Below are 12,435 nucleotides of genomic sequence, written 5' to 3'. Positions count from 1 at the left end.
TGTTAATCCGTATGTCACTGGTTCGAGTCCAGTCAGAGGAGCCAAATTCGAAAGCCTGCTTAGTTTCCTAAGCAGGCTTTTTTGTTTTTGTGCTTTCCTGTGCATCCGAATGTTGCTTACTGATACAAAATCCCGCGACTGCTCAGGGCTTTATTGTTTACGCGGGACTGAAAGTCTTCGGTGAAGATGGGGGAAAGTCAAAAAGCACGGCATAGAGCGACGACGTATCTGGCGAAAACTACATCTGACAGCTGATGGCAAAACACAGAAAAATAACAACTGCGACACGCAACACAAACACTACATTAAAAATTATTTTACAAACACCGTTTTTTTGTATTTCCTCGCTGAAACAAAACAATAGAAAACCAATATTTTTCAGTCTATTGCCTTCATATCATCAACCCTATGCCACCGATAATGCTCAAGCCGCCATGGTTGGCCAACCGTGTATTTTTAGCCCTGCCTAAATGGGGATTAGGTAAAAACTAATTCTGTAAAACCGGTAATTTCCCTATTCCTGTTAAGCATCCGATTTGGATTGTTTAACCAGGAGACAGCCATGGCAGCTGTGCAGCGTTCCTTTCTTTTTGTACCCGGCGACCGACCTGAGCGTTTTACGAAAGCCCTCAACAGTGGGGCCGATGCGGTGATTATTGATCTGGAAGATGCCGTCACCGTAGGCAACAAACAGCTCGCTCGCCAGAATGCGCTGGCCTTTTTCGCCAGCCAGCAGCAGGCATGGGTGCGGATAAATGCTGTGGATACCCCGTGGTACAGTGAAGACCTCAATGTTATCAGGCATGCCGGGTGTCTGGGCGTGCTACTCCCGAAAGCAGAAGATACCAGCAAAATCCATCCTCTGACTACGCTGGGAAAACCTGTGCTACCAATCATTGAGACGGCCAGAGGTGTTCTGAATGTCAGGGCTATAGCCGCGCTTAACGGCGTGCAGCGGCTGGTCTTCGGTACGCTCGATTTCAGCCTGGATACAGGTATGGCTGATGATGAAAAAACACTAATTGCTGTCCGTACCGAGCTGGCGCTGGTCTCCAGAGTGGCTGAGCTTCTCCCCCCAGTAGACGGTGTAACCACCGAGTTTCGCCAAAACACTTTAACCGCCTCCAGCGCCCGCCATGCCAGCGAGATGGGATTTGGCGGCAAGCTGTGTATCCATCCTTCGCAAATTGCCCTGGTGAATGAAATTTTCAGCTACTCCGCTGAGGAGATCCGCTGGGCGCAAGACATAGTCCACCTCAGCGAATCCGCCTTTGGTGCGCTCAACCACAACGGGTTAATGGTAGACAAACCGGTGCTGGAAAAAGCGAAGAAAATTCTGGCGCATCATCTTTTGCCATAACCTCTGACAGCGGGAGTTCACGATGAAAGTTTTAGTCTGCATCAAGCAAGTGGTTGACCATAAGGTCAAAATTCGCGTTAAGCCCGATCAGTCCGGCGTTGATATAGCCGACAGTAAGCTCAGTATCAATCCCTTTGATGAGATTGCCGTTGAGGAGGCTGTTCGCCTGAAAGAGCAAGGCCTGATTGACGAAATCATTGTTGTTTCCATAGGAGGCGCAAGGGTGACAGATGTGCTGCGCACGGCACTGGCCCTAGGTGCCGATCGTGGTATTCATGTGTCAACCGACAGCCTGCTCGCCCCGTTAACAATAGCAAAAGCACTGGCCACTATCGCAGGTACCGAGCGACCCGCATTCATCCTGGCTGGTAAGCAAGCGATTGATGATGACTGTAACCAGACGGGACAGATGCTTGCCGCCCTGCTGGCATGGCCGCAGGCTACCAATGCCAGTGCCCTCACGCTCAGTGGTGATGCGCTGCAGGTGACGCGGGAAGTGGACGGTGGAATGGAGACGCTGCGTCTGCGTCTGCCAGCAGTGGTAACCACCGACCTACGGCTGAACACCCCGCGCAATATCAGTCTGCCCAATATTATGAAGGCTAAGAAGAAACCCCTGACAGAAATTGCTTTGCAGCAGCTTGGCATCGATCCCACCTCAAGGCTCATCACCCTGAAAATAAGCGAACCCTCCCAAAGAGCGCCCGGCATTCTTGTCGCAGATGTTGATGCCCTTATCCACAAGCTCAGAAACGAAGCAAAAGTTGTCTAAGGAGACCACCATGCCCTCTTTAATTATTGCTGAACACAATGGCTGTACGCTGTTACCGTCAACCCGCGCCACCGTTACAGCGGCGAAATACATTGATGATGATATCCACCTGTTGGTAATGGGAGATGGCATCGCAACACTCGCCCACCTGGCCTGCCAAATCAGTGGGGTCGCGGCGGTGTTTATGGTTGACGCCCCCATTCTTGGGCATTTGCTGGCAGAAAACGTTGAGCAGCAGATCAGCACGTTTTTGCAGCAACAAGAGACCACCTATCAGGCCATTCTCTTTCCGGCCAGCACCTTTGGCAAAAATTGCGCCCCCCGTTTAGCAGCGAAGCTGGATGTTTTCCAGATCAGCGATATCACTGCCGTTATCGATCCACAAACTTTCGAACGCCCAATCTATGCCGGTAATGCTGTGGCTACCGTCCGTAGCGAAGACAAGATCAAGGTGATTACAGTACGCCCCACTGCCTTCGAGCCTGCCGTCGACGGGGGCAACGCCCGCGTTGAACACATCGAAGCCATTTCAGGGACCAAACAGGCAGAGTTCATTAGCCAGCAGGTCACGCAAAACAGCCGCCCGGATCTGCAGGCCGCGAAAATCATTGTCTCCGGCGGCAGGGCATTAGGCAGCGCCAGTGCCTTTGCGGAGGTGGTGGAAAAGCTTGCCGATACGCTCGGTGCCGCCGTGGGGGCCAGCAGAGCGGCTGTAGATGCAGGCTATGCACCCAATGATTATCAGATTGGACAGACCGGAAAAATTGTCGCCCCCCAACTCTACATCGCTCTGGGGATCTCCGGTGCTATCCAGCATATCGCTGGGATGAAAGAGTCAGCGGTAGTAGTGGCGATAAATAAAGATCCTGACGCCCCCATCTTCGCCGCAGCGGACTACGGGCTGGTTGCCGACCTCTTTGCTGCCGTCCCTGAATTGATTGAAAAATTGCCATCACGCCACTAATTACAGGGGAAATCTATGTCAACAACAGCCTCATGGCATCCAGAGCAACTGCACGATACTGATTACCTTGCGACGGGGCCAGCTAACCGTCTTGCCGCCATGTTCGACAGCACGATTTTGCCCCTTGTAGAAGGCGATGCGCTCCCCGAACTGTGGCACTGGCTCTATTTTTTACCCGCAGATCGTCATTCAGCGTTGGCAACCGACGGACATCCTGAAAAAGGCCATTTCCTGCCGCCGGTATCCTTACCAAGAAGAATGTGGGCTGCCAGCCGTTTACTCTGGCACTCCCCTTTCAAATTGGGTGAGCAGATCGATAAAACCTCCCGCATAAAGCAGCTCAGCGAAAAAAATGGCCGCAGCGGAAAACTGGTTTTCGTTGACGTGGAACACCGCTATACCGCGGGGGAACGGGAGGTATTAACCGAAGTCCACACTATTGTCTACCGGGAATCACCTTCATCTTGCGCTACAGTGCAGCGACACGTCAGCAACGAAGTACTGCCACAAGCGCAGTTCTCACAGCAGATCACTGCCGATCCCCGGCTGCTATTCCGTTATTCCGCCCTGACATTCAATACCCACCGTATCCATTACGACCTCGATTACGTCAAGCACGCCGAAGGCTATCCCGGGCTGGTCGTTCATGGGCCACTAACTGCCACATTGTTAGTCAATCTGCTGCGGGAAACCTTCCCGGGCATCAGGATCCGTAGCCTGCAATTTAAGGCTCTCACCCCGCTGTTCAGCCCCGACCCGATAACACTGTCTGGCCGTATTGATGGTGATGAAGCCACCCTGTGGGCCTGTGGTCCGCACAATTTACTTTCCATGAAAGCAACAGCATTACTTAACTGAGGGCAATTTAATGAAAAGCATTGAGCAGGACAACTATCAGGAGATTCGTGAGGCGGTACGTGCGCTGTGTGCCGACTTTAGTGACGAGTATCATCGCCAGGTGGATGAAGATAAAGGCTATCCGGAGACCTTTGTAGATGCACTGACGCAGGCAGGATGGCTTGCCGCCTTGATCCCCGAAGAGTATGGCGGCTCCGGACTGGGGTTGACGGAAGCGTCGATCATTATGGAAGAGATAAACCGTTCTGGCGGCAATTCTGGTGCCTGTCACGGCCAGATGTACAACATGAATACCCTGCTGCGTCACGGCTCAGAGCAACAGAAAGCGTTCTGGTTGCCTCGAATTGCCAGCGGTGAATGGCGGCTACAATCGATGGGGGTCACAGAACCCACCACCGGCACTGACACCACCAAAATTAAAACCACTGCCATTAAAAAAGATGGCCGCTATGTCATCAATGGTCAAAAGGTCTGGATTTCTCGGGTACAGCATTCGGACTGGATGATCCTGCTGGCGCGCACCACGCCCCTGGCCGAGGTACGCCGCAAATCTGAAGGCATGTCGATTTTTATGGTCAATATCAAAGAAGCCATGCAAAGCGGCATGACGGTACGTCCCATCGCCAACATGGTAAATCACGAAACCAATGAACTGTTTTTTGAAAACCTCGAAATCCCTGAGCAAAACCTGATCGGCGAAGAGGGGATGGGTTTCCGTTACATCCTCGATGGGCTCAATGCCGAACGCACGTTGATTGCCGCTGAGTGTATTGGTGACGGCTACTGGTTCCTGGATCGCGTCACTAAGTATGTCAGCGAGCGCGAGGTGTTTGGCCGCCCTATTGGGCAGAACCAGGGGGTGCAATTCCCGATTGCCGAAGCCTTTATTGAAGTGGAAGCAGCGAATCTGATGCGTTTCAAAGCCTGCGAACTCTTCGATCAGCACCTCGCCTGTGGCGCGCAGGCCAATATGGCCAAGTATCTCGCCGCTAAAGCCAGCTGGGAAGCGGCCAACGCCTGCCTGCAGTTCCACGGCGGGTACGGTTTTGCTAATGAATATGATATCGAGCGTAAGTTCCGGGAGACCCGGCTTTACCAGGTGGCTCCTATCTCGACAAATCTAATTCTCAGCTATATCGCCGAGCATGTGCTGGAGTTGCCGCGCTCGTTTTAACGCCCCGACTTCCATTTTTCTGGCTGACGCCGGAGGCCTTATATGAAGCAGTTACCCTTGACGGGGATCACCGTGGTATCCATTGAACATGCGATCGCCGCCCCATATTGTACCAGGCAACTCGCAGATTACGGTGCGCGTGTCATCAAAGTAGAACGTACAGGTACTGGTGATTTTGCCCGTGGTTACGATGAACGAGTGAAAGGTATTTCATCGCATTTTGTGTGGACTAACCGTTCAAAAGAGAGCATCGCGGTGGATCTAAAAACCTCCACAGGGCTCGCGATCCTCAAACAACTGATCGCCAAAGCAGATGTGTTTGTGCAAAACCTGGCACCCGGCGCGGCAGCCCGTATGGGGCTTGACTGGGACACCCTATCGGCAGCACACCCAGGTCTGATTGTCTGCGACATTTCCGGTTACGGTGATGACCCACAGCAACCCGGCCCTTATCGCGACAAACGGGCTTACGATCTGTTGATTCAGGGAGAGTCAGGTTTTTTGTCTGTCACCGGCACACCGGAAGCACCGTCGAAAGCAGGCAATTCTATTGCCGATATCTCGGCGGGAATGTACGGGTTGACCAATATCCTCGCAGCCCTTATCCAACGTAACCAGAGCGGTAAAGGCCGCAGAATCGATATCTCGATGCTGGAAAGCATGGCGGAATGGATGGGGTACCCCCTCTACTACACTTTTGACGGTGCGGTAGCCCCCGTCCGTACCGGTGCAGCACATGCCACTATTTACCCTTATGGCCCATTTCCGGCTCAGGGCGATGAATCTGTTCTGATGGGCATTCAGAATGATCGTGAATGGCAGCGCTTTTGCCAGACGGTAATCGAACGCCCGGAGCTGGCAAGAGATGACCGTTTTGCGCAGAACTCTTCACGAGTGAAAAACCGCGCGCTGCTCCGCGAGATCATCGTCTCGGTGTTCCGGGACTTCAGTGCCACTGAACTCATTAATCGGCTGGAAGCAAGCCAGATAGCCAATGCCAGAATGAGTGATATCAGCGATCTATGGACTCATCCGCAACTGACTGCCCGTAAACGTTGGGTTGATATAACCACGCCTGTAGGGAAAGTCCCTGCCCTGTTACCGCCGGGTATCCGGGATATTAGTGATACGCAAATGATGGCGGTACCTGCGCTGGGTGAACACACGAGAAAAATCCTCAAAGAGTTAAATTACAGCCAGCAACATATTAATGAGATGAGTACAAATAACATCATCTGACACTTAATTATATAAACATCTACCTCATATTCTCTTTATTGTGGAGCACACCTTATGAATACAACGACTGACATCGCCGAGGGGCGCACGCATGACATAAGTAATAAATTGAGAGTCAAATCAATACTTAGTGCGTGCTCGGGTAATATGGTTGAGTGGTATGACTTTTTTATTTATGCCTATACATCGATCTATTTTGCCGCACTATTTTTCCCACATGGAAATCAAACCACACAATTAATGGCCACCGCTGGCATATTTGCGGTTGGTTTTTTTATGCGTCCGATCGGTGGCTGGATATTTGGTTATATTGCCGATAATAAAGGCAGAAAAATTGCCATGATCATCTCCATCTTCCTGATGTGTGGCGGATCGTTGCTGATTGCTTTCCTGCCAACCTACGAGACTATCGGTATCAGTGCTCCTTTATTGTTGTTGGTTGCACGCTTAATGCAAGGTTTGTCGGTTGGTGCGGAATACGGTACTGGTGCGACGTATATTAGTGAAATATCTCGCAAAGGTACGCGCTGTTTCTTTGGCTCTTTTCAGTACATGACCATCATCGCCGGGCAATTGTTGGCGCTGTTAACGGTCTCGGTGTTGCAATTTTTGCTTAGCCCCGAAGATATGCGGGCCTGGGGCTGGCGCATTCCTTTCCTGATTGGCGCGGTGAGTTCAATAATCGTGGTTTATCTGCGCCGTCATATGGTAGAGACCATCGCTAACAAGAAAGCCAAAAATGCACAGGCTGGCACCCTGAAGGAGCTGATGAAATATAAAAAAGCCATCGTTGTCACACTATTCCTCACCATGGGCTGCTCGCTTTACTTCTATACCTTCACCAGTTACATGCAGAAGTTCCTCGTCCTCTCTGTTGGCCTGTCCCCTGAAACCGCCGGCTTCATCATGACGATTGCACTGGCGCTATTTATGATTATGCAGCCGGTATTTGGCGCGCTTGCCGATCGTATTGGCTCAAGAAACAGCATGATGCTGTTCGGTCTACTCGCCACCTTCTTTGTTATCCCACTGATGCAAACCCTACAGGGTGCACATGACATCTGGACCGCCATGGCCCTGGTCGTGGCCGGGTTGCTGATCGCCAGCTTCTATACCCCGGTGACGGGAGTGATGAAAGCGGATTTATATCCGGCAAACATCCGGGTGTTGGGTGTTTCGCTTCCTTATGCTATCGGCAACGCCATTTGTGGTGGGACCGCAGAATATGTCGCGTTATATACCCGATCTATCGGTGCTGAGAGTCATTTCTATATTTATGTGGCAGTCATGACTTTCCTCTCCTTTGTTGCTGCCTGGATGCTGCCCGATCTGAAGAAGCACGGCTGGCTGGATGGCGATGGCAGGATTGAAGAGATGACCGCCCTGCGTAATAAAAAAGCCCCCCTGATTTCAGACACCCAGCTCTGATTACCCTGCTGCAGACTACAGGAGTCAAAAAATGACAGATGTTTCTTCCGCAAGCCCTTCAGAACGCGAAACCATGGGCTGTGATGTGCTGATTGTGGGGGCGGGTCCAGCTGGTCTGGCGACCGCTATCAGGCTAAAAACACTGGCTATTGCCGCCAGTCAACCACTCTCGGTCATCGTTATAGATAAGGGTTCTGAAGCTGGTGCCCATATCTTAAGTGGTGCCGTGATGGATCCCCGCGCACTCAATGAGCTGATTCCAGACTGGCAGCAACAAGGGGCGCCGCTGAAACAGGCAGTCACCAGCGAGGACGTTTTATTACTATCAAAGCGCAAAGCCTGGCGACTGCCTGACTGGCTCGTGCCGGACAACCTTCACAATCAAGGAAATTACATCATTAACCTTGGCAATCTGGTGAAGTGGCTTTCAGACTATGCGGAAAAACTCGGTGTCGATATCTTTGCTGGCTTCCCGGCTAGCGAAGTGTTGTATAACGACGATGGTGCGGTTATTGGAGTCATCACTGGGGATATGGGGCGTGACCGGGAAGGTCACCCCAAAACAGATTTCCAGCCAGGCATTGAGATACATGCCAGCTATACCGTGTTTGCTGAAGGGGCCAGGGGCCAGCTTGGCAAAATATTAATTGAGCACTTTCAGTTAGATGTAGGCAAAGCCCCCCCCAGTTTCAGCCTTGGGATTAAAGAGCTTTGGGAAGTCCCGGAACACTTGTCCCAACCAGGTCTGGTCATGCATACAACTGGATGGCCAATGGACGCGGAAACCTTTGGTGGGGGGTTCCTCTACCATCTGGATAACCATAAAGTCGCCATCGGGCTGGTGGTCGGGCTTGACTACCCTAACCCATGGTTAAGTCCGTTTGAGGAAATGCAGCGCCTCAAAACACACCCGGCTATCCGCCAGTATCTTGCCGGGGGAAAACGCCTCAGTTATGGAGCGCGAACCATCAATAATGGTGGTGTGCCTTCTATGCCCACTCCGCACTTTGCTGGTGGTTTGCTGATTGGCTGCAATAGCGGGACGCTCAATGCCAGCCGTATTAAAGGCAGCCATACCGCGATTAAAAGTGGGATTATCGCCGCGGAAGCTATTTTTGCCGCCCTCAGCGCAGGTAGGCGTCATGACGTGCTGATAGAATATCAGCAACATCTGAAGAATAGCTGGCTATGGCAGGAGCTGACCCGAGCCAGCAACTTCAAACCGTGGTTCAAAAAGGGTCGCCTTATCGGTTTGCTGATGACCGCTATTGAGCACTGGTTGCTACCGCGACTGGGCATCCGCAAAGCTCCCTGGCAACTGAAGCACCGCCAACCTGATAACACCATGCTGCTACCCGCCAGCCAGTGTCATAAAAAACAGTATGAGAAACCTGACGGTATACTGACCTTCGACATTCCCTCTTCTGTCTACCTCAGCAATACCTGGCATGAGGAGGCGCAACCGGTACACCTTAAGCTTAAAGATCAGACCATCCCACTGACGGTGAATTATGCTTTCTATGCTGGGCCTGAGGCGCGTTACTGCCCGGCGGGAGTGTATGAATATCTGCAGGACAGCACCGGGCAACCGCCACGCTTACAGATCAATGCGCAAAATTGCCTGCATTGTAAAACTTGCGATATTAAAGATCCGTGCCAGAACATTAATTGGGTGGCGCCAGAAGGAGGTGGCGGGCCGAACTACAACGGGATGTAACGTGGCTCAGGTGGGTTGCGGCACCAGCAGTGAGACAAGCTGCTGAGCAAAACCTGGCAACTGGTCAAAGCGGCGGGCACAAAGATGCAACTTTCTGAACGCCCAAATATCATCCAGATCAATAATGGTAAAATCGTGGAGATGCTGCAGACGCGAAGCGGCGGAAAAAGGCATTACGCCAATCCCCACTTTGGCAGCCACCATGCGGCAAAAAGTTTCGAAATTTCCCACCTGAATGCGGATTTTCAGTTTTCGGTTAATCTCCTCAGCCTGCTTTTTGATGAACTCATACATGCCGGTTCCCTCCGGCAGCGTGATTTGTTCGTAGTGGGTCAGTACCGCAAAGCTAACTTTTTTCACAGTAGCCAGAGGGTGATCGTTGGCGGTGATAAGTACCAGTTTATCAGTGCGAAACGGCAATAACTCCAGGCAGTCAGCCGTGATATTACCGGCCACAATACCCAGGTCCGTTGTCCCGTCAATCACAGAGCGGACAATCTCAGGGCTGGGGTACTCACGTAGATCAATATCCACATCATTGTACTGCGTCAGATACTGACTGAGCAGTGGCGGCAAATACTCGGCAATGGCGGTAATACTGGCAAAAATGCGCACATGACCCTTAATACCTTTGACATGTTCCTGCATATCACTGTGCAGCCGCTCATGTTGATTTAGGATAAGCCGGACATGATGACAAAAAGTTTCACCGGCAGGTGTCAGTCTCACTCCCTGGCTACTGCGGTAGAAAAGCCGCAGATTAATCCGCTCCTCCAGGTTTTTCATGCGCACGCTAGCAGAGGCGGCTGACATATATGCTTTTTGCGCACCCCGGGTCAAATTCTGCTGTTCACTGATGGCAAGGAACAATTTCAGATCAGTAATATCGAAGTGCATTTTGTTACCCGTTTGTTTCAGCCAGCATTGAATTTATCACCTGATGGGGAAAGGAAAAATCACCGCGCACCATCGAATACCCGGCTTGTGACATTGATCAGCAACATGGAAAAGAGAAGTGTATTTTTGCGATATTCGCCTGGATTCCCTCCCCATCCGGTCAATTAAGTTAAAGCGGTTTATAAACCTTCTCTTTAGCAAAGAAGACCAACAGCGATGTGATCGAATATACAGGAGTTACATACAGCGAGAAGTTGAAAGCCTGCTTAGGAAACTAAGCAGGCTTTCAATTTCTTAGACCTTCGCAAGCAGTTAATGGCTTTGCTCACCTTCAGGAACGATGTTAACTGGCTGGAACGCAATGTTGTAAAGCTTCACCACAGCAAGTGCAGTCAACAGGCAACAAATAGTCAGATAGGTAGAGACATAATACGATTGACCGCCAGCCAATTTGACCAGTAATACCGCGATCAGCGGAGTGGGGCCACCAATCAACATCCCATTTAATTCCCGAGACACACTGATTCCAGAAAAACGATAACGGGTTGGATACAGGTTAGCCAGCAATACGCCCTGTGGCCCGGCCATGCCGGCATAGCTGAACGTAAAACCTATAGCCATACCGAGCGTAATCAAAAACACGTTTCCGGTATTGATAAACATAAACAGCGGCCAGGCAAAAACAGCGGTAAATAACGCCGCAGAGATATAAATGCGAGCGGGGCCAAATTTATCCGCCAACCATCCCATCACTGGCGTACTAAATACACCAAACCAGGCGGAAATAAAGACCGCGCTTAATGCGGTTGATTTGGGCAAGTGGAGTGTGTTGGTCATATAGCTGATGCTGAAGGCACTCAGAATATACACATTTGCATTATGGCCGCTCATTACCAGAAAACCCCAGAACAGCTGTTTCGGATAGCGTGTCAGTACAACTTTCAGTGGGATTTTATTCTCCTTTTTCTCCTGCTCAGCCTGCTTCATAGCCTCGACATATTCAGGTGTTTCGTCAAGATGACGGCGAATATAGATAGCAACCGCAAACAATACGGCCGAAGACAGGAACGGAATACGCCATCCCCAACTGGTCATCATCTGTTCAGGAAGCAGAGAAACACCCCAAAATGCAATGCTGGCCATGATAATACCCACCACAGTTGCAGACTGGAGTAACGCGGTATAAAAGCCACGTAAACGCTTTGGGGCATATTCATAGAGAAGCGTTAATGCCCCGGCATATTCCGCACCAGCACCAAACCCTTGCGCCATACGCATCAACACCAGCAGTAACGGGGCCATAATGCCGATTTGGTGATAATCAGGTAGCAAGCCAATCGCCACGGTACCAAATCCCATCAACGCAATGGTAAAAATCAACGCGGGCTTACGGCCAAAACGGTCACCAATATGCGAAATAATCACTCCCCCTAAAGGGCGGACAATAAAGCCGACTGCGAAAGTAGCAAATGCCGCCAAAGTGCCTAAAAAAGCCGACAGTTCAGGAAAAAAGATCTTATTAATAATCAATCCAGCTGCCGCGCCGTACAGCGCATAGTCGAACCACTCTATAACGGTACCGATAACGGATGCCGCTATGGCTTTATTCAGCCCCGGTGTGTGTGTGTGTTGCATAGCCTTCTTCCTTTTTAATGGATGAATGTTGTTATGTGAGAACCCTGGTATTGCACGATATGTGACTTCCTTACTTTCACTCTCATGGTGAATGAAATGTTTAATTTGTGTATCGGGAATGTAATTGACAATGGAAATCAATTCAAAAATGAATTTATGATTTATATATGAAGATCACGCAATTGAGCAGAATTGCACCGTGAACGGAGAGGCGGGTCGCAAAACGACGTAAAAAAAGCACAAGAGCGGCCAGTGTTTACCGCTTTCACACGTTATTTTCCGGGCGCTGGGGTTGTCAGGGAGATGGAATCCCCCTGACACGTTCTCCGCTTACTCTGGTTACAGAGATAATCAATCGTGCGGTGAACGGACAAAAGCGAGATGTGTATAA

General features: G+C 50.8%; 10 protein-coding genes and 1 pseudogene. 9 read left to right on the top strand and 2 right to left on the bottom strand.

The window, feature by feature from the left end; all coding sequences use genetic code 11:
* Positions 1-164 precede the first annotated feature (164 nt).
* The 9 genes and pseudogenes from FH968_RS23745 to FH968_RS22840 all read left to right on the top strand — a co-directional run.
* Positions 165-271 (top strand): annotated as a pseudogene (locus tag FH968_RS23745) (IS5/IS1182 family transposase); the annotation flags it as partial.
* Between the two features lie 291 nt (positions 272-562).
* Positions 563-1,360 (top strand): CoA ester lyase, encoded by a 798-nt coding sequence (locus FH968_RS22875; protein WP_139883681.1) that lies wholly within the window; start codon positions 563-565, stop codon positions 1,358-1,360.
* Positions 1,361-1,382: 22 nt separating this feature from the next.
* Positions 1,383-2,132, top strand: a complete 750-nt coding sequence (locus FH968_RS22870; protein WP_139883679.1) for an electron transfer flavoprotein subunit beta/FixA family protein — start codon at positions 1,383-1,385, stop codon at positions 2,130-2,132.
* Positions 2,133-2,142: 10 nt separating this feature from the next.
* Positions 2,143-3,096 carry an electron transfer flavoprotein subunit alpha/FixB family protein gene (locus FH968_RS22865; RefSeq protein ID WP_139883677.1) on the top strand — a complete coding sequence of 318 codons (954 nt, stop codon included), beginning with the start codon at positions 2,143-2,145 and terminating at the stop codon, positions 3,094-3,096.
* A 15-nt stretch (positions 3,097-3,111) separates the two neighbouring features.
* On the top strand, positions 3,112-3,954 hold the full coding sequence (locus tag FH968_RS22860) for a MaoC family dehydratase N-terminal domain-containing protein (protein ID WP_139883674.1): 843 nt from the start codon (positions 3,112-3,114) through the stop codon (positions 3,952-3,954).
* 10 nt (positions 3,955-3,964) lie between these two features.
* Positions 3,965-5,128: an acyl-CoA dehydrogenase family protein gene (locus FH968_RS22855; RefSeq protein WP_139883672.1), complete on the top strand. Its 1,164-nt coding sequence runs from the start codon at positions 3,965-3,967 to the stop codon at positions 5,126-5,128.
* A 42-nt stretch (positions 5,129-5,170) separates the two neighbouring features.
* Complete coding sequence (locus tag FH968_RS22850) at positions 5,171-6,367, top strand: CaiB/BaiF CoA-transferase family protein (RefSeq protein WP_139883670.1); 1,197 nt, start codon at positions 5,171-5,173, stop codon at positions 6,365-6,367.
* 54 nt (positions 6,368-6,421) lie between these two features.
* Positions 6,422-7,795 carry an MFS transporter gene (locus FH968_RS22845; protein ID WP_139883667.1) on the top strand — a complete coding sequence of 458 codons (1,374 nt, stop codon included), beginning with the start codon at positions 6,422-6,424 and terminating at the stop codon, positions 7,793-7,795.
* Positions 7,796-7,826: 31 nt separating this feature from the next.
* Positions 7,827-9,512: an electron transfer flavoprotein-ubiquinone oxidoreductase gene (locus tag FH968_RS22840; RefSeq protein ID WP_139883665.1), complete on the top strand. Its 1,686-nt coding sequence runs from the start codon at positions 7,827-7,829 to the stop codon at positions 9,510-9,512.
* A 6-nt stretch (positions 9,513-9,518) separates the two neighbouring features.
* Here FH968_RS22840 and FH968_RS22835 read toward each other — a convergent pair whose 3' ends face one another.
* A complete protein-coding gene (locus FH968_RS22835) occupies positions 9,519-10,409 on the bottom strand; it encodes a LysR family transcriptional regulator (protein ID WP_139883663.1) in 891 nt (296 codons plus the stop codon).
* 312 nt (positions 10,410-10,721) lie between these two features.
* Positions 10,722-12,044, bottom strand: a complete 1,323-nt coding sequence (locus tag FH968_RS22830) for an MFS transporter (protein WP_139883662.1) — start codon at positions 12,042-12,044, stop codon at positions 10,722-10,724.
* Positions 12,045-12,435 lie beyond the last annotated feature (391 nt).

Source organism: Buttiauxella sp. B2, from assembly GCF_006376615.1.
Lineage (GTDB): Bacteria > Pseudomonadota > Gammaproteobacteria > Enterobacterales > Enterobacteriaceae > Buttiauxella.
Note: the sequence above shows the minus strand (reverse complement) of the source record. Positions and strands in the feature narration are given on the sequence as shown.